Raw genomic sequence first — 16,672 nt, 5'->3', positions numbered from 1 at the left:
TACGAGGGGTGGTCATACGGGCTGCTCCGTCCTCGCCGTCGAGGTGGCGTGCGAAGCGGCGTCCTCCAGGGCCGAGACGTCGCCCTCGGGCAGCCCGAGTTCCCGAGCCCGCAGCAGGCGGCGCATGACCTTGCCGCTGCGGGTGTGCGGCAGGTGCTGGTCGAAGGCGATCTCGCGGGGTGCCAAGACCGGCCCCAGCCGACGCCTGGCGAAGGCCAGTAGGTCCCGCCGGGTCGCGTTGCTCGGGTCGAAGCCCGGCAGCAGGGTGACGAAAGCCTTGACGATGTTCCCCGCCACGGGATCGGGGCGGCCGATGACTCCGGACTCGGCGACCGCCGGATGCTCCATCAGAGCACTCTCGACCTCGAACGGCCCGATGAGCTGTCCGGCCGTCTTGATGACGTCGTCGGCTCGTCCGACGAACCAGTACCAGCCGTCGGCGTCGCGTCGTACCAGGTCACCGGTGAGGTACCAGCCGTCGGCGAAGGCCGCCGCGCTGCGTGGCTCGTCGTGCAGATAGCCGCGGAACAGGGACGGCCAGCCGGGCCGCAGCGCCAGTTCACCCTCCACCCCGGGCTCCGTCACCACGGTGACGTGCCCGCCCGCGACCTCGGCCCGGCCGTCCTCCCCGCGCCGCAGCACCGCCGCCTCCACCCCGGGCAGCGGGCGCCCCATCGAGCCGGGGCGGATGTCGCAGGCGGCGAAGTTGGCGATCATGATCGAGCCGGTCTCGGTCTGCCACCAGTTGTCGTGCACCGGCAACCCGAGCACGTCACGTCCCCACACCACGGCCTCCGGGCTGAGCGGCTCGCCCACCGACGCGATGAACCGGAGCGCACTCAGGTCGAACGAGCGGGCCGGGTCGCGGGGCCCCGTCCTCGGTGTCGTCCGCATCAGCATGCGCAGGGCCGTCGGCGCCGTGTACCAGACGCTCACGCGCTGCTCGGCGAGGATCCGGTACCAGCGGCGCGCGTCGCAGTCGCCCTCGTCCACCACCACCGTCACGCCGTGCATGAGAGGGGCGACGATCCCGTAGGACGTGCCCGTCACCCAGCCCGGATCCGCGGTGCACCAGAACACGTCGTTCTGGTGGAGGTCGAGGGCGTACTGCGCGCTCACGTAGTGGGCGACGGCTGCCTCGTGCACGTGCACCGCGCCCTTGGGGACGCCCGTCGTGCCACTCGTGAAGTGCAACAGGGCGATGTCGTGCGGTGAGGTCGGCGGGATCGTGAAGGTGTCGGCCGCGTCGGCCATGAGAGCGGCGAGGGAAGCGGTGCCGGGCAGTTCGTCCGCCCCGTCACCGATGATCAGCACGTGGCGCAGGGCGGCGAGTGCGCCACGTCGCCCGGCGACCTTCTTCCGGTACAGGTCCGCCGTGGTGACCAGCACCTGCGCGTCCCCCAGCGTCATCCTCTGGAACACCGGATCCGGCCCGAAGGCGGAGAACAGCGGGCACAGGACACTGGTGTTCTTCAGCGTGCCGAGGACCACGGTGTACAACTCGGAGCAGCGCCCCAGCAGCGTCACCACCCGGTCGCCGTGTCCGATCCCGAGGCCGCGGAGCACGTTGGCGAACCGTGCCGTCGAACGGGCCAGCTCCCCGTAGGTCACCGAGGTGACGGAGTCGTCCCGGCCGACACAACGCAGCGCGACCGCTGTGGCCCGGTCCGATGCCGCGTGCCGGTCCACGGCCTCGTGCGCGATGTTCAGTCCCCGCCCACCGGGCAGCCCCTGCCGCGTGCCGCGTGCCGCCTGCCACGAGAAGCTCGCGCACTCCTTGTCGTAGTCGCGCAGATGGGGGGCGGTGAGCGGCACGGGGTCCTTGCGGATGGTCGCCCAGGGCATGCCGGTCCCTCCTCACAGTCGGGGCAGCCGACGTCCACGGAATGCGGTCACCGCGGTCTCGGCCGATGGGCGGAAAGGCGCTCGCGGGCTTCGGCGTAGGTGTCCGTGTCGATCTCTCCCGAGGCGTAGCGCCGGTCGAGGATCTCCTCCGGGGTCTCGCGGGGCTCGCTCTCCGCCCAGCCTCGGCCGGGACCTGACGTGCCGCCGGACGCGCCGTGCGTCAGGCGGATCACGGCCCACACGGCGAGGACGATCACTGCGATCCACAGCAGAGGCATGAATGCCATCCAGGCCCAGCCGCCGTTCCAGTACATCAGGGCCCACCTCCGGCTACGAGGCTCGAACAGCGCCCCTTCGTTCATGGTGGGCTCCCGCCGGGCGAAGGCACCTTGGGCCCTTCGGCCCCGCTCGTGGGCCACTCGGCACCCGCTGGGGCTCAGCGGCCGCGCAGCGCGGCGAGCTTGGTGCCGAGGTCCGCCGGGGGACTCGTGCGTCGACGAAGGGCACGCGATGCTCCCTTCTGGAAGCACCCCCGGTGGTCCATGGCGACGACGAGGCGGCGGGGCGCCTACCGGAATCCGAGGCGCGGATCGGTGCCGACCAGCGCAGCGCTGGCGTTCCACAGCTGGGCGGTGACGGCCGGGTCGGCCATGTGGGAGGGGACGGGCTCGCGCCGCGGTGCGCCCCGCAGGCCGAAGACCCTCGGTCCCCACAGCTGCCCGCCGCGCACCTCGGGGTCGAGGACGGCGCGGACGACGGGCCATGCTCCGGCGTCCTTGCCCTGCACCAGGAGCGCGGAGGGCAAGGCGCGCAGCCGCTCGCCGGTGGTCGTCACCGATACCGGCGGGCGGGACGGGGTGAGGGAGTCCAGTGCGCCGCCGGGGTGGGCCACCACACTGAGCACCGTGCTGCGCATGGCCCGCAGGCGGCGGTCGAGTTCGAAGCCGAAGCACATCTGCGCGAGCTTCGATCGGCCGTAGGTGCGCTTGGGCCGGTAGTCCCGGGTCGACTGCAGATCGTCCAGGTCCAGTCGCTCGGACCGTGCCGCGAAGCTTCCCACCGTCACGACGCGGGCCGCCGGCGCCGCGGAGAGCAGGGGGGCCAGCCACTGGGTCAGCGCGAAGTGGCCGAGGTGGTTGGTGCCGAACATCAGCTCGTGGCCGTCCCCGGTCTCCTGGCGCGGTGGGTCGTCGAGCGCGACCCCCGCGTTGTGGACCACCGCGTCGAGACGGTCGAGGTCCAGCTTGTCCGCGGCGGTCTTCAAGGACGACAGGTCGGCGAGGTCCAGCCGGAGGTGCCGCACACGCGCGCCGGGCACGTGCGAGCGGATCGAGACCATGGCGGCGTCGGCCTTCACGCGGTCCCGGCTGCCGAGGACGACGACGGCGCCGGCGGCGGCGAGCTGCTCCGCGGCGAAGTAGCCGATCCCGGCGTTGCCCCCGGTGACGAGGACGGTCCTGCCCTCGGCGGACGGCAGCCGGTGAACGTCCCACGGTCGGCTCTGGGATGCGAAAGACACGATGACAGGCTCCTTGCGCTCTGGGGCGGCGTGCTCACGGGAGAGCACCGACCCGCCCAAGATCGCAATCCGGACCGACACACCGCCGACAGATCACCCTCCGTGCCGACAGATACCCGACACCAGTCGGGCTGGGGCACTCGGTCAGGCTGCACGACTGCGTCACCGACAGGCCGTTGGGCCGATGGTCCCCGCCCGCTTGCCCGTGTGGCTCTGGTCGTGGGCCGCCGTGGTCCGAAACGCTGTGTTTGGTGACTGTACGGAGAGCAAAGCTCCATATGTCGAACGTTGTGAGGGAGTCGGGCATGTGTGCCGAAGTCGCTGTGGACCCGTCCCCGCCGTCCGCGTCCGACGGGCTCGTCATAGGCAAGGACGGCATGGCCGTGCTCGCGTGGACGTGCTGATCCGGCGCGGCTTCACCGTGGTCGGGCCCACCGCGAGGGAGGGCGCCATCGTGCCGGCGGAGCTGCGGTCGGCCGACGAGTTCAGGTTGAACAGCGCGGCGCCGCACCCCACGTGCAGGCCGCGGTTGTCGGGGTCGGTTCGCGGCAGTGCCCGCTCAAGGTCCGCGTACAGCCGCAGGACACCGACGTCCGGCAGGTAGCGGAAGGCCCAGGGCTGGGCGTTGTGCAGCGACGGCGCCGCCGCCGCGTCCGCCACGAGCCCGGTGACGGTGTTCACGTCGAGAGTCTGTGCGGTCACGGCGGCCTCCCTTCGTGCCGGTTCGCCGGTTCACTCGCGGGTCGGTACGGCGATGACAGGGCAGCGGGCGTGGTGCAGCACGCCCTGGCTGACCGAGCCCAGCAGCATGCCGGCGAAGCCCCCGTGGCCCCGGGTCCCCACCACCAGGCCCAGCGCGTGCGCCGAGGCGTCGGTGAGCACCTGGACGGGGTGCCCGACGAGCACCTCATGGTGCAGGTCCACCTCGGGACTCCGGGCCCGGCGTCCCGCCACGATCTCGGAGAGGAGCCGGCGGCACTCCTCCTGCGGCTGGTGCTCGTCGAAGATCCTCAGCGGTCCCGGCTCCCAGACGAGCAGGGCCCGCAGCCGGGCGCCGCGCAGGGCCGCCTCCTCGAACGCCACGTCGACCGCGGCACCGGAGCGTTCGCTGCCGTCGACGCCGACGACGAAGTACGCCGGCTCCTCGGTGACGTGTTCCGGCTCGGGGACGACCACCAGGGGACAGTGCGTACGGGCCATGACCGGCAGGGCGACCGCCGTCGAACCGAACGCCTCCTGCTTCCGGCTCAGGTGCCGGGATCCGAGCACGACGGCGGTGGCGTCCCGGCTCTGCTCGCCGAGCACCCACACGGGGTCGCCCTCGGCGAGGAGCGCGTCGACCCGGAGCAGCGGGTGCCGGGCCGTGACGAAGTCCACTGCCTGCTGAAGTGCCTGACTGCCGGCCTTGTGCAGGGCCTCGTTCCATTCCTCCCAGGACGGCGGTACTTCCTGACTCCGGTAGCCCCGGGTGGGCACACCCTCCACGTGGACGGCGCGCAACGGCAGCCGTCTGCGGTCGGCCTCGTCGGCCGCCCAGGCCAGTGCCATCCGGTGCACGGGGTCGGGATCGACACCCACCACGATCGGTCGGCGGTCACCGGGCCCGGACATGCCCGTCTCCGCTCACCAGGTGCCGTACGTACGCATCGGGGCCCGGGAAGTAGACGGTCACCCGTCCGTCCTCCGCCCCCCGCACGTCGTAGGGCGGGCTGCCGTCCTGGTGGTGGAGGCCCACGACCTCGCCGTCCCGTGCGACGACCCCGGCCGTGGTCCCACGCACCACGATCTCGTCGCCCACGCGGGCGCGCATGGAGGTGCCGGTCACCTCCGGGCCGACCCACGCGTTCTTCGCCGGTGCGGACATCGCCCTCGCCTCCTCGCTGCGGTGGCGCGGAAGTACGGCGCCGCCACTTCCATGGAAGGCCCTGGCAGCGTTGCCCTGCCAGGGGCCAATGGTCCCCACGGAAGGCCCGTCACGAGCCGGGCCACCGCCGCCGACGCCCAGACGGCTCGTCAGCTCCACGATCCCGTCGTGCACGGTCATCCGATCACCGGGCGATGTGGTCTCCGGCATGGGGGAAATCGTGCAGGCCGGGGCCCTGCTGGTCGAGGTGGGAGGCGAGGACGGCCGCCTGGACCCGGCGCTGCACCCCGAGCTTCGCCAGCAGCCGTGAGATGTGGTTCTTCACGGTCTTCTCCGAGAGGTACAGCCGCTTGCCGATCTCGCGATTGGTCAGGCCGTCACCGATCAGCGTCAGGATGTCCCGTTCCCGCGGAGACAGACCGGCCAGTTCGGCCGGCATGGACGGGGGCCGGGCCGGGTCCGCGCGCAGGGAACGCATGAGCCGGGCGGTCGTCGCCGGATCCAGCATCGACTGCCCGGAGGCCACGGTGCGCACCGCGGACACCAGGTCCGAACCCTTGATCTGCTTCAGTACGTATCCGGACGCGCCGGCCATGATGGCGTCGAGCAGGGCTTCCTCGTCGTCGAACGAGGTCAGCATCAAGCACGCCAGCTCCGGCATGCGGTCGCGCAGCTCCCGACAGACCGAGATGCCGTCGCCGTCGGGCAGCCGGACGTCGAGGACGGCCACGTGGGGGCGCAGGGCGGGGCCCCGGACCAGCGCGTGTGCGGCGGTGTCCGCGTCGCCGACCACCCGGATGTCCGGTTCGGCGTCGAGGAGGTCGGCGAGGCCACGTCGTACGACCTCGTGATCGTCGAGCAGGAAGACCCGGATCGGGTCCCGCTCGCTGTAGGTGCGCATCCCGGTCATCGTGGCTCCACGCTTCCTGGACGAGGGCGGACCGCCCACTGCTCCAGGTGTCGATTGTCACCTGTCGCCGTCGGGCGCACCAGGGCCGACCGGCCCCGTCCGTCACCGTGCGGACGACCTCGCCTCCGGTCACCGCACAGCGGTGCCGCGCGCGAGGTCGAACTGCACGTCCACCACCCCTTCGACGGCTCTGATCAGGCGGGCCGCGACGGGTACGAGGGCGGTGTCGGCGAGTCGGCCGGTGAGCGTCACGACCCCGTCCCGCACTTCGACGTGGACGGCCGACGACGTCGGTGGGAAGAGGTGCGAGGCGATCTCCCGCCGCACCTCCTCGGCGATGTCCTCGTCATCGCGCAGGAAGACCTTGAGGAGATCGGCCCGGCTGACGAGACCGGCCAGCAGCCCCGCGTCGTCCACCACGGGCAGCCTCTTGACCCCCTCGTGGGCCATGATGCGCGCGGCCTCGGCGAGGGCGGCGCCGCCCCGGACCGTCACGGCGGGGGACGTCATGAGGTCGTCGGCCGTGAGAGCGGCGGCCTTCGCCACGTCGACGGGCTGGCGCAGCTGGAGGTAGCTCGCGTCGGGATCGTCGCGCAGCTCCTCCTTGGGCAGCAGGTCGGCCTCCGACACCACGCCGACCACCCGGCCCTCGCCCTCGATCACGGGCAGGGCGCTGACCTGCCAGTCCTGCATCAGCTGCACGATCTCCTTGAACGGGGCACGGCGGCCGACGGCGGCGACCGTCTGGGTCATCACGTCGCTGACGATGTGGGGGGTGCCGTACATGGCGACTCCGTGAAGGCTCCGATGAGGTGTCCGGCTTCTTCCAGGGTGCGCCGGGAGCAGCGGCGGTGCCAGGGCCATCCGGTCCTCCGACGCCCCGAGCGGCTTCCCGGCCGCGCAGGGTCGGTCGGGCCCCCGATGGGGCCGTCTGGCCTCTGATTCCCGCCGCACCACGACGCCACGCTGGTGTCGGAACCCTTGTCGTGGGAGGTGGAGCCATGTCCCGCACCGTCACCGTAGGCGTCGACGACTCGCCCGAAAGCCGGGCCGCGGCCGAGTGGGCGGCGCGGGAAGCGCTGCTGCGCGGACTGCCCCTCAAGATCATGTACGTCTCTGAGCCGACTCCCAGGTTCGTGGCACGGACACCACTGCTGGATCCCGACACCTACCGGCGTTGGACGGAGCAGGTGACGAGTGGGTGCGCGGACGGCATCCGGCTTCGCCACCCCGGCATCGAGGTGTTCACCGAGCAGCTGACCGGGACGCCGACCGACCTGCTGTGCGAGGCGGCGGGCTCCGCCGATGTGCTGGTCCTGGGCTCGCGGGCGCTCGGTGGGCTGGAGGGGTTCATGGTGGGCTCGGTGAGTCTGGGCGTGGTCGCCCGTGCCGAGCGGCCGGTGGTGCTGGTACGGGCGGGGGAGCAGGCCGCCGACGAGCACGGGATGGATCCGGCGGGTGTGCCGTCCGCCGCGACACCCTTCCGGCCCGTGGTCCTGGGGCTCGACATCGACCAGGCGGACGACACCTTGGTGGAGTTCGCCTTCGACGCCGCCGCGCGGCGTAAAGCCTCCCTGCGGGTCGTCCACGCCTGGCCCGAACCGCCGACCTCCTCCTACCGTTTCGCCGGCGACGCCGAACTCTACGACTCGCTGGAGCGTGGACAGGCCGCGCTCCTGGGCAAGGTGCTGCGCCCCTGGCGGCAGAAGTTCCCGGACGTCGAGGTCATGGAGGCGAGCCGGTGCGGTAGTGCCGCGCAGGTTCTCGTCGACGACTCGCGTGACGCCTCCCTGGTGGTCGTAGGCCGGCGCATCCGTACCAGGTCGTTCGGTGCCCGCATCGGTCATGTCGCCCACTCCGCCCTGCACCACATCGCCGCTCCGGTCGCGGTGGTGGCGCACAGCTGACCTCCTCTGCGACGAGTGCGGCAATGCCGCCGAAGATCACCACGACCAGCCGGACCGTCAGACGATCCGGGGGAAGGCTCGCCGGAGCAGGGTCTCAGCGTGTCGTCGCGGGGCGGCCCGACTCCGTCAGGCGTACACCCGCGATCAGTTCAGGGCGGATGCGCACCGCCTGGTCCATGCCTTCGGGGGCGGACCAAGGCTGCAACAACTCCCCGATACGCTCCACCTCGGCCGGGTCGGTGACCAGGCGGGCGTAACCGGTGACGACGACGCTCCAGCCGAGGTGGGTGTCCGGGTCGATGGCGTCGGCCTCGTAGGCGACGACCACCCCTGTGTCGCCGGCCTCCTCGGCGTGAGACGTCAGGGCCGCGCCGTCGTGCGTACGCAGGACGATGTCCCCACGGTCCAGGGCGTGGTTGACCGGGTGGACCGTGGGCAGGGCCTGCCGGGTGAAGACGATCCTTCCCAGCGACACGCTGCCCAGCAACCGCAGCGCCTCGGCAGAATCCAGGTCGGTACGCCGGCTCGTGGGGGACTGGTTGCGGGTCATGGTCTGCTTCTTCCGCGGGTGATCGACCCCGGCGGCACCGGAAGGCCGAGCCGCGTCATCCCGGCCGGATTCGCACCCTTGCCCCCGAGCAGGTCGGCCGGGGCGCGGCCGCTGTCCCCGAAGTCGTACACATAGCGGACCATGACGCCACTCCTCGGCTCCGCGGTGGTCGGTGCCTTCCCAGCCTGAGCCTGCGGCGGTACACCCGGGAGGTGCCCTCGGTCCCTCGGCGTAGGCCGATCGGCCCACGAAGGCGAAGGAGGTGCAGGCTCCGACGAACGAGGCCCCGGCCGGGACGTCGGCCGCCCTGCCGCCTCCTGAAGCGGGGGCTAATGTGTCACATGTCCCCGAAGTCCACCCTTCGCCGGGCGAGGGGACCTGGAGGCCCGTGGTGGCAGGCTCCGAGAAGCCCCGCGTACGGATGCCGCAGCTCAAGCTCGACGAGTTGCTGGAGGAGCTGCAGGCCCGGATCGACACGGCCCGGGGCACCCGCGACCGCGTGCACAGCCTGCTGGAGGCGGTGCTGTCCGTCGGCCGCGAACTGGACCTCGAGCAGGTACTGCACTCCGTCGTCGAGGCGGCCGCTGCGCTGGTCGATGCCGAATACGCGGCCCTGGGCGTGATCGGACCCGATGGCAGCACCCTGTCGGCCTTCCACATGATCGGTGTGACCGAGCGGCAGATCGCCGAGATCGGCCACTATCCGGAAGGCCACGGCATCCTCGGCGAAGTGATCCGGCACCCGCGGCCGCTCCGGCTGGAGAAGATCTCCCAGCACCCGGCCTCCTACGGCTTCCCACCTCACCATCCGCCGATGAACAGCTTCCTGGGCGTACCCATCCGGATACGCGACCAGGTCTTCGGCAACCTGTACCTCACCGAGAAGCGCGGCGGAGTGGAATTCGACGAGGAGGACGAAGCGGTGTTGTCGACCCTGGCCGTGGCGGCCGGCGTGGCCATCGAGAACGCCCACCTGTACGAGGACGTCAGGCTGCGCGAGCGCCGGCTGCTGGCGAACGAGCGCCTGCTCCTGGCCAACGCCGAGATCACCCACAGCCTGATGTCCGGCAGCGCACGTCCCGAGGCTCTCAGACTGATCGCTGAACGAGCCCACGAACTCATGCACTCGGCGCTGGCGGCCGTGGCCATGCCCTTGGCGGACGGGGAGTCGCTCACGGTGGAGATAGCGGTCGGCATGGACGCCGAAGACCACAGGGGCCTGGTGCTGCCCCTGTCGGGGACCTTGATGGGCCTGGCCTTCTCCGCGGCCGCCCCGATCGCCAGTGCCGACGTGCAGGATGATGAGCGGATCTCGCCGGAGCCGCCGCGCTTCCAGGGACTCGGGCCGGCCCTTGCCCTACCCATCGGCACCGGCCAAGGGGGTATCCGGGGCGTGGTGCTGGTCGCCCGCGAGGCCGGGCGGCCGGTGTTCTCCGACAGGGAGACCAGGATGTTGCTGGGCTTCGCGGCCCAGGCAGCGATCGCGATGGAACTGGCCGAACGACGCAAGGACGCCGAGCAGATCGCCGTGCTGCAGGAGCGGGACCGGATCGCCCGGGACCTGCACGATCTGGCCATTCAGCGGATCTTCGCCACGGGGATGACCCTGCAGAGCGCGGGCCGCCTGATCGAGCACCCGGAGGCCGCGCGACGCGTACTGAGGGCCGTGGACGACCTGGACGAAACCATCAAGATCATTAGATCGGCCATCTTCGGACTGCGGACCCGTCCGGGCGGGGCCGAGGTCGGGCTGCGGGCACGTGTCGTACGCCTGGTGGGAGAGCAAACCCCGGCGCTGGGCTTCACGCCAGGCGTCCGCATGGAAGGACTGGTCGACACCGATGTGCCGCGCGAGGTGGCGGACCACATCGTGGCCGTGCTGTCGGAAGCGCTCGCCAACATCGCGCGCCACGCCCGCGCCGACCGGGCCCAGGTCGTTCTGACGGCCGAAGGCCATGAGGTGACCTTGACCGTCGCGGACAACGGTGTGGGTGTCCCGTCCGGCGGTCGGCGCAGCGGGCTGCGCAACATGGCCCAACGGGCGGAACAGTTGGGCGGCCACCTCGACGTGTCCAGGACCGGGGGCGGCGGTGCCACACTGCGGTGGTGGGTGCCGCTCCCCGCCGCCTAGGCGGAGCGAGGGCGGCCTGTCATGACGGACACGAAAGCGCCGGGGGACTCGGTGCCGTGCCAAGGGCCGGGCCGTTCCCCCATGTCCCGGCGCCGCTCGTCGGCGCAGCCTGAAGGTGTCGTCGCCCGACGCCCCCCTCGCTCGCGCGGCGCGCGTGATGGCCCGCCGAGGGGTCAAGCGACTGCCGGTGGTCGCCCCCGACGGCACGGTGCAGGGCATCGTCAGCCGGTCCGACCTTCTGGACGATGTGCGCTCGGCGGCGAGCGGAGCGGTCGAGAGGAGCTGAGCGGTCGAGACGAGTCAGCGGTAGGAGCTGAGCGGTCCAGACGCGGCACCGAGCGTCGATCGAGTGCGCCGATGGCGTCACCCGACGTCGGAGTCGGCGGCGGTGAGCCGGCAGTCCACGCCGATGACCCCCTCCACGCCCTGTACCAGGCGCGCGGCCAGCGGAATCCGTGTCGCGTCCGTGACGCGTCCCGTCAGGGTCGCGACGCCGTCCCTGACGACGATGTGCACGGGCTCGACCGGGGCCGGGAAGAGAACGTCGACGATGTCGCGGCGCATCTCGTCCGCCAGGTCGTTGTCGGGCCGCAGGAACACCTTCAGCAGATCCCCGCGACTGACCACGCCTTCGAGGACACCCACGGCGTTCACCACGGGTAGCCGTTTGACGTGCCGCAAGGCCATGATCCGTGCCGCCTCGGCGAGCGTGGCGTCCGCGTGGACAGTGACGGCCGGGGCGCTCATCAACTCCTCGGCGCAGACCGCCCCGGCCTTGGCGAGATCGGGCAGTCGGCGCATCTGGGTCATCCGGTCCGGGTCGCTGTCCCGGAACTCCTCCTTGGGCAGCAGGTCGGCCTCGGAGACCACCCCGATCACCCGCCCGTCGCCCTCCAGCACCGGAAGGGCACTGACCTTCCATTCCTCCATGCGCTCGACGATGTCCTTGAACAGGGTCCTGCGGCCCACCGCGACGACGGCACGCGTCATCACGTCACTGATCCGGTGCGGGCTGCTGTGCATGCCTTCCTCCCAAAGCCCTTCGGCTTCACCGACCGGGCGCGCGGTCACAACAGGTCACCACTGCCGTAGGGGGCGTAGAGGTCGAGCAGCCGCACCCGGGTGGCGTGCAGTCGCTGGGCGACCACACGCCCCACCCACTCCGCGACGGTCCTTCCGAACACAGGGTCCGCGGCGCACATCGTGCGTACCGACTCGGCGTCGAACTCCCAGGCCCGCACCGGGGTCATCGCCTCGGCGCCCAGGTGCCAGAGATATGGCGGGAAGTGCCACGACCAGCCGACCATCTCACCATGCCCCAAAGACTCGACGACGGCCGGTCGGCGGCCGGGCACATGCAGGTCGAGGGCGACGGTGCCGGTGCGCACGATCCAGAACCGGTCGGCGTGCCGACCCTCCTCGAACAGGCGGGTTCCGGCCTCGAAGGAGACCTCGCGGGCGAGGCGCATCAGCCGTTCGCGGTGTACGGGCTCGATCGCCGTGGTCATGGCGGTTGCGGAGGTCATCACACCGGTTCCCTTCATGGGCTGTTCATCTCAGCGTGCGCGACCTCGGGAGCCGGCGCCACGGGCCGCCCGGACCAGGTCGTGGGCCTTTCGGCTCATATCGCCGGCGTCTCGCCAAGCCGGTGCCACACGTGAACGAATCTTGTGCCGCGACCAGCTAGGGCCACCCGCGCCCCCGCAAGGGCCACCCGTGGCCCCGCACGGCCATCCCACCGATCCGAGTGTTGGCGTGCGGGGCAACGCGGCCGGCCCACCACAAGCGGTGTCCGGTGGGTTCCTCAGGTGCAGGTCGGCACACCGTCCAGCCAGGCCGGCCCCTGGATGTAGATGTTCGTCATCCATGCCTTGTAGTCGGGCAGGTAGGCCCAGGCGTCGTTGGTGTAGCCGTCGGAGGTGACGACCTCCGCGTGCTTCTGGCACTCGACCCGGATGGTGGTGGGGCCGGGGAAGGCGTAGACACGGCCGGCGCCGACGGAGGGTGCCGTCTTCGTCCAGACTCCGGTGCCCCAGGTCTGGAAGACATGCCCGGTGATCGCGCCGGTATTGACGCGCACGGCCCCGAAGTAGTCGCCGCCCAGGCGGACATCGCTGACCATCAGGTGCGTGCCGGACTGCTTCGCCTCGACCATCTTGCCCGCGCCGAGGTAGATCGCGATGTGGTGCAGGCTCTGCGAGGTGCCGTACGCCAGCAGATCACCCGGGAGGAGCGGGGCGGTGCCCTCGGCGGCGGTGAAGCGGGCGGCGGCGCGGACCGTGTAGTACTGCCGGCCGGCCACGCCGTTGAGGATGTCGGAGCCGGTGGCCTGCGCGTAGGCGTACCGGACCAGGCCCGAGCAGTCGAAGCCGAGCCGCTCGGGGTCGTGTTCGCTGGCCGGGTCGGTGGGGTCGACCTGGCCGTAGGTGGCGCCCGGCTGGGCGCCGTGGCCGCCGCCCCAGGTGTACCAGGTGCCCGCGTCGACCTGGGCGCAAGCCGCGGCGACCGCGCGTTCGGCGGCCGCGGAGCCGCCGGACGCGAGGACCCCGCAGCCGCTCGCCGCCGGGGCCGACGGTGCGGCGAGGGCCGCCGGCGCCGCCAGGAGAAGGGCGATGAGCCCGATGAGTGTGCCGATGATTCCGGTCCGCCGAAGCATGCCGGGTCCCCCGTTTTTCCGTGATGCGTGCATGGTCGTGCACCAGCGTGCCGACCCGACCCCGGCCGATCGAGACTCCTGTGTCACCCCAGTGCGAAGGGCAACGGGAAACTCCTGGGAAACCCCCTACCACCAGCGGAGTCCGGTCGCGCCGCCTCAGGGCCGCGCGCACGCGGGGGTGAAGGACACGGGCAGTCCCGGCACCAGCGCCTTGCGCTCCTGCGGACCGATCGCCTCGCGCAGTCGGCAGATCCGGGTGAGCTGGGCGCCGAGGTCCAGGTCCCACAGGCGTACGGTCCCGTCGTTGCTGCTGCTGGCCACGGTCCGCCCGTCCGGGTCGAACGCCACGCCCCACACCGCGTTGGTGTGCCCGGTGAGCGTGGCCCAGGGCCGCCGTCCGGGCACGTCCCAGAGCCGTATCGTACGGTCGCTGCCGCTGCTCGCGAGGAGTCGGCCGTCCGGGGAGAAGGCGATGCCGCGCACCGATCCGGTGTGGCCGGTCAGGGATGCCTCGGGGCGGCGGTGGCGGACGTCCCACAGACGGACCGTGCCGTCGTTGCCGCTGCTCGCGAGGGTCGATCCGTCGGGGCTGAAGGCCACCCCCCGTACGGCGCCGGTGTGGCCGGTGAGGGTGGCGAGCAGGCGGTGACCGGCCGTGTCCCACAGCCGTACCGTCAGATCGTCGCCGGCGCTGGCCAGGGTGCGGCCGTCCGGACTGAACGTGACATCGTTGGCGTAGTCCGTGTGACCGGTCAGAACGGCGAGTTGACGGCGGGTCGCCAGGTCCCACAGGCGGACCGTGCGGTCGGCGCCCGCGGAGGCGAGGGTGCGGCCGTCCGGCGCGAAAGCCACCGAGAACACGTCCCCGGTGTGGCCGGTCAGGGTCGCGAGCGCGCGGTGCGACGGGATGTCCCACAGGCGGACCGTGCCGTCCGAGCCCGCGGACGCGAGCGTGCGGCCGTCCGGCGCGAACGCGACCGAGAACACGCTTCCGAGGTGGCCCCGGAACGTCGTCACGACCCGGTGCCGGGCCGCGTCCCACAGCCGCACGGTGCGGTCCGCGTCGGCGGTGGCCAGGAGCTTTCCGTCCGGGCTGTACGCGGCCTGCGAGACCTCGGTGAACGGGCGCGCCCGCAGCACCGGGCCGCGCAGGTCCCACAGCACCACGGACTGGTCGAACCCGCCGGTGGCCAGGGTCGTCCCGGTGGAGTCGACGGCGACGGACATCACGTAGTCGGTGTGGCCCGCGAGGATCGCGGCCGGCCGGCCGGTGCGCACGTCCCACAGGCGGGTCGTGCCGTCGCCGCCCGCGCTGACGACCGTGGTGCCGTCCGGTGTGTAGGTGACCGCGTTGACGTCGTCGCTGTGTCCGGTGAGCGTGGCCGTGGCCCGGTGCGTGGCCACGTCCCACAGCCGTACGGTCCGGTCGACGCCCCCGGAGGCCACGCTCCGACCGTCCGGGGCGAAGGCGACCCCGAGCACTTCGTCGGTGTGCCCCGTGAGCACGGCCAGGGGGCGGGCCCGGTCGGTGTCCCACAGCCGTACGGTCCGGTCGGAGCCGCCCGAGGCCAGGGTCCGCCCGTCCGGGGCGTAGGCGAGCGCGTTGACGTGGCCGGTGTGGCCGACGAGCCGGGCCTCGGAGGGGTGGCCGCCGCCGGTGTCCCACAGCTGGACCGATCCGTCGTCGGCGGCGACGGCGAGGGTACGGCCGCGGGGGTCGAAGGCGAGCGCGTGGGCCCCTTCGGTGGCCGCGGGCAGCAGGGTCCGCAACCGGTGGCCGGCGGTGTCCCAGATCCGTACCGGCCCGTCCGTGGACGTCGCCGCGAGCGTGCGACCGTCCGGGCTGAAGGCGACGGAGCGGACCCGCCCGGGCACGCTCAGGGTCGCGGTGGTCCGGTGGTCGGTGATCCGGCGCAGTTGTACGGTTCCGTACGCGCCGGCCGTCGCCAGCAGTCCGCCGTCCGGGGCGAACGCGACCGCGTTGACGGGTCCGTGGCGGCCGAGGATGCGGGCGGAGAACGCCTGCGCCTGGGTGCTCAGCAGGGCCCCGCGCGCCTCGGGGGTGGGGTCGGCGCGGTAGGCCTCTTCGGCGAGCAGCATGGAGGCCTCGGGCTGGCCGCCGGCGAGGGAGGTGGACTGCACGGCGAGGGCCTGGGAGCGGGCGACGCGCTCCTGCTCGAGGGCACCGGAGCGCTGCTGGTAGGCGAGTCCGCCGGCGGTCACGGCCAGGCCGAGCAGGACGGCGAGGATGACGAACAGGCTCTGGCGTAACCGGACCTGACGTCTCAGCTGTAGACGGCGGGTGTCCTCCTCGGCCTGGCTGGCCCGCAGGAAGGCCTCTTCGCGCGGCCCGAGACGGCTGCGGCCGTCGAGTTCCTCGGCCCAGGTACGGACGGTGTCGAGGCGGGTGCCGCGGTAGAGAGCGGACGGGTCACGGCGCTCGTGCTCCCATTCGGCGGCGGCGTGGGCGAGTTGCTGGTGGATGAGGAGTCCGGCCCGGTCGGCGTGGATCCAGTCGCGCAGCCGGGGCCACGCGTGCAGCAGGGCCTCGTGGGTGATCTCGACGGTGTCCCGGTCCACGGTGATCAGCCGAGCCCGGACGAACACGTCGAGCGCGGTCGAGGCGGCGTCCGTGTCGCCGAGCTGTTCCATGAGGGTGCCGCGGCCGGTGCGGCGCCGGGTCGCGACGCTTCCGTCGTCGGCCACGTGGACGAGACGGGACAGGGCGCGCCGGATCGACTTCTGCTCGGCCGGGTACAGCTGGGCGAACACGGTCTCGGCGGTGCGGGCGATGGCGCCCTGGATGCCGCCCGTGCGCTCGTAGCCGGCCACCGTGAGGGTGGTGTCCTCGCGCTGCTGCCAGGTGGCGAGGAGGGCGTGCGAGAGGAGCGGCAGCGCGCCGGACGGCGTGCCGTCGGGGAGGGTGGCGCGGCTCGCGGAGGCCGGTTCCTCGCGCAGTCCCGCGTCGCGCAGGAGGAGGGGGACCAGGCCGGGTTCCATGGTGACGCCGGCGAGTTCGGCGGGGCGGGTGATGGACTCCCGCAGCTCCTCGACGGACATGGGGAGCAGGACGAACAGCCCATCGGTGAAGAGAGGGGCGAGTTCGGCGAGTTCGAGGCAGCGTCCGGAGAAGTCGGCGCGGACGCCGAGCACCACGACCGCCGCGTCCGGGCAGGTGGACAGCGCGCGCAGGGCCCGGACGAATGCCCGTCTCTCGTTCTCGTCGGAGCAGAGGGTGAACAGTTCCTCGAACTGGTCGACGAGCAGCACGGGCCGCAGGGGTGGCGGGG

General features: G+C 72.2%; 16 protein-coding genes and 1 pseudogene. 3 read left to right on the top strand and 14 right to left on the bottom strand.

Going from position 1 to position 16,672, the window contains the following annotated elements; genetic code table 11:
- Positions 1 to 12 precede the first annotated feature (12 nt).
- The 8 genes from acsA to V7E45_RS17230 form a co-directional block, all read right to left on the bottom strand.
- Positions 13 to 1,845 (bottom strand): acetate--CoA ligase, encoded by a 1,833-nt coding sequence (gene acsA / locus V7E45_RS17265; RefSeq protein ID WP_333775057.1) that lies wholly within the window; start codon positions 1,843 to 1,845, stop codon positions 13 to 15.
- A 47-nt stretch (positions 1,846 to 1,892) separates the two neighbouring features.
- Positions 1,893 to 2,207, bottom strand: a complete 315-nt coding sequence (locus tag V7E45_RS17260) for an SHOCT domain-containing protein (RefSeq protein ID WP_333775056.1) — start codon at positions 2,205 to 2,207, stop codon at positions 1,893 to 1,895.
- Positions 2,208 to 2,413: 206 nt separating this feature from the next.
- Positions 2,414 to 3,364: an SDR family NAD(P)-dependent oxidoreductase gene (locus V7E45_RS17255; RefSeq protein WP_333775055.1), complete on the bottom strand. Its 951-nt coding sequence runs from the start codon at positions 3,362 to 3,364 to the stop codon at positions 2,414 to 2,416.
- A gap of 360 nt (positions 3,365 to 3,724) precedes the next feature.
- Positions 3,725 to 4,066 carry a hypothetical protein gene (locus V7E45_RS17250; RefSeq protein ID WP_443056077.1) on the bottom strand — a complete coding sequence of 114 codons (342 nt, stop codon included), beginning with the start codon at positions 4,064 to 4,066 and terminating at the stop codon, positions 3,725 to 3,727.
- Between the two features lie 30 nt (positions 4,067 to 4,096).
- Positions 4,097 to 4,975 (bottom strand): universal stress protein, encoded by an 879-nt coding sequence (locus V7E45_RS17245; RefSeq protein ID WP_333775054.1) that lies wholly within the window; start codon positions 4,973 to 4,975, stop codon positions 4,097 to 4,099.
- Complete coding sequence (locus tag V7E45_RS17240) at positions 4,959 to 5,438, bottom strand: DUF1918 domain-containing protein (protein WP_333775053.1); 480 nt, start codon at positions 5,436 to 5,438, stop codon at positions 4,959 to 4,961. Before V7E45_RS17240 ends, V7E45_RS17245 begins: the two co-directional genes overlap by 17 nt.
- A complete protein-coding gene (locus V7E45_RS17235; protein ID WP_333775052.1) occupies positions 5,413 to 6,138 on the bottom strand; it encodes a response regulator transcription factor in 726 nt (241 codons plus the stop codon). Before V7E45_RS17235 ends, V7E45_RS17240 begins: the two co-directional genes overlap by 26 nt.
- Positions 6,139 to 6,267: 129 nt before the next feature.
- Positions 6,268 to 6,924 carry a CBS domain-containing protein gene (locus V7E45_RS17230; RefSeq protein ID WP_333775051.1) on the bottom strand — a complete coding sequence of 219 codons (657 nt, stop codon included), beginning with the start codon at positions 6,922 to 6,924 and terminating at the stop codon, positions 6,268 to 6,270.
- Positions 6,925 to 7,139: 215 nt separating this feature from the next.
- On the opposite strand from V7E45_RS17230, the gene V7E45_RS17225 reads away from it, so the two are divergent.
- Positions 7,140 to 8,045, top strand: coding sequence for a universal stress protein (locus V7E45_RS17225; protein ID WP_333775050.1), 906 nt, complete (start codon positions 7,140 to 7,142; stop codon positions 8,043 to 8,045).
- A 94-nt stretch (positions 8,046 to 8,139) separates the two neighbouring features.
- On the opposite strand, the gene V7E45_RS17220 is transcribed toward V7E45_RS17225, so the two are convergent.
- Together V7E45_RS17220 and V7E45_RS17215 are read right to left on the bottom strand one after the other, a co-directional pair.
- Positions 8,140 to 8,595, bottom strand: coding sequence for a pyridoxamine 5'-phosphate oxidase family protein (locus tag V7E45_RS17220; protein WP_333775049.1), 456 nt, complete (start codon positions 8,593 to 8,595; stop codon positions 8,140 to 8,142).
- Positions 8,592 to 8,738 carry a hypothetical protein gene (locus V7E45_RS17215; RefSeq protein WP_333775048.1) on the bottom strand — a complete coding sequence of 49 codons (147 nt, stop codon included), beginning with the start codon at positions 8,736 to 8,738 and terminating at the stop codon, positions 8,592 to 8,594. Before V7E45_RS17215 ends, V7E45_RS17220 begins: the two co-directional genes overlap by 4 nt.
- 278 nt (positions 8,739 to 9,016) lie before the next feature.
- Here V7E45_RS17215 and V7E45_RS17210 point away from each other — a divergent pair, with 278 nt between their 5' ends.
- Both V7E45_RS17210 and V7E45_RS17205 read left to right on the top strand, forming a co-directional pair.
- Positions 9,017 to 10,726, top strand: a complete 1,710-nt coding sequence (locus tag V7E45_RS17210; protein ID WP_333775073.1) for a sensor histidine kinase — start codon at positions 9,017 to 9,019, stop codon at positions 10,724 to 10,726.
- 124 nt (positions 10,727 to 10,850) lie between these two features.
- A pseudogene (locus tag V7E45_RS17205) lies at positions 10,851 to 10,967 on the top strand (CBS domain-containing protein); the annotation flags it as partial.
- A 122-nt stretch (positions 10,968 to 11,089) separates the two neighbouring features.
- Here V7E45_RS17205 and V7E45_RS17200 read toward each other — a convergent pair.
- The 4 genes from V7E45_RS17200 to V7E45_RS17185 form a co-directional block, all read right to left on the bottom strand.
- Positions 11,090 to 11,749 carry a CBS domain-containing protein gene (locus V7E45_RS17200; RefSeq protein ID WP_333775047.1) on the bottom strand — a complete coding sequence of 220 codons (660 nt, stop codon included), beginning with the start codon at positions 11,747 to 11,749 and terminating at the stop codon, positions 11,090 to 11,092.
- 44 nt (positions 11,750 to 11,793) lie between these two features.
- On the bottom strand, positions 11,794 to 12,252 hold the full coding sequence (locus tag V7E45_RS17195) for a Crp/Fnr family transcriptional regulator (RefSeq protein ID WP_333775046.1): 459 nt from the start codon (positions 12,250 to 12,252) through the stop codon (positions 11,794 to 11,796).
- Between the two features lie 278 nt (positions 12,253 to 12,530).
- A complete protein-coding gene (locus V7E45_RS17190; RefSeq protein WP_333775045.1) occupies positions 12,531 to 13,382 on the bottom strand; it encodes an NlpC/P60 family protein in 852 nt (283 codons plus the stop codon).
- 156 nt (positions 13,383 to 13,538) lie between these two features.
- A partial coding sequence (locus V7E45_RS17185) for a WD40 repeat domain-containing protein (protein ID WP_333775044.1) occupies positions 13,539 to 16,672 on the bottom strand: 3,134 nt, incomplete at its 5' end.

This window comes from Streptomyces sp. IBSBF 3136 (assembly GCF_036815105.1).
Taxonomy (GTDB): domain Bacteria; phylum Actinomycetota; class Actinomycetes; order Streptomycetales; family Streptomycetaceae; genus Streptomyces.
This window is presented reverse-complemented; position numbering and strand designations above follow the sequence as displayed.

Coding starts and splice junctions, on each gene's coding strand:
- acsA (WP_333775057.1), bottom strand. CDS start 1,845: ATGCCCTGGGCGACCATCCGCAAGGACCCCGTGCCGCTCACCGCCCCC.
- V7E45_RS17260 (WP_333775056.1), bottom strand. CDS start 2,207: ATGAACGAAGGGGCGCTGTTCGAGCCTCGTAGCCGGAGGTGGGCCCTG.
- V7E45_RS17245 (WP_333775054.1), bottom strand. CDS start 4,975: ATGTCCGGGCCCGGTGACCGCCGACCGATCGTGGTGGGTGTCGATCCC.
- V7E45_RS17240 (WP_333775053.1), bottom strand. CDS start 5,438: ATGCCGGAGACCACATCGCCCGGTGATCGGATGACCGTGCACGACGGG.
- V7E45_RS17235 (WP_333775052.1), bottom strand. CDS start 6,138: ATGACCGGGATGCGCACCTACAGCGAGCGGGACCCGATCCGGGTCTTC.
- V7E45_RS17230 (WP_333775051.1), bottom strand. CDS start 6,924: ATGTACGGCACCCCCCACATCGTCAGCGACGTGATGACCCAGACGGTC.
- V7E45_RS17225 (WP_333775050.1), top strand. CDS start 7,140: ATGTCCCGCACCGTCACCGTAGGCGTCGACGACTCGCCCGAAAGCCGG.
- V7E45_RS17220 (WP_333775049.1), bottom strand. CDS start 8,595: ATGACCCGCAACCAGTCCCCCACGAGCCGGCGTACCGACCTGGATTCT.
- V7E45_RS17215 (WP_333775048.1), bottom strand. CDS start 8,738: ATGGTCCGCTATGTGTACGACTTCGGGGACAGCGGCCGCGCCCCGGCC.
- V7E45_RS17210 (WP_333775073.1), top strand. CDS start 9,017: ATGCCGCAGCTCAAGCTCGACGAGTTGCTGGAGGAGCTGCAGGCCCGG.
- V7E45_RS17200 (WP_333775047.1), bottom strand. CDS start 11,749: ATGCACAGCAGCCCGCACCGGATCAGTGACGTGATGACGCGTGCCGTC.
- V7E45_RS17195 (WP_333775046.1), bottom strand. CDS start 12,252: ATGACCTCCGCAACCGCCATGACCACGGCGATCGAGCCCGTACACCGC.
- V7E45_RS17190 (WP_333775045.1), bottom strand. CDS start 13,382: ATGCTTCGGCGGACCGGAATCATCGGCACACTCATCGGGCTCATCGCC.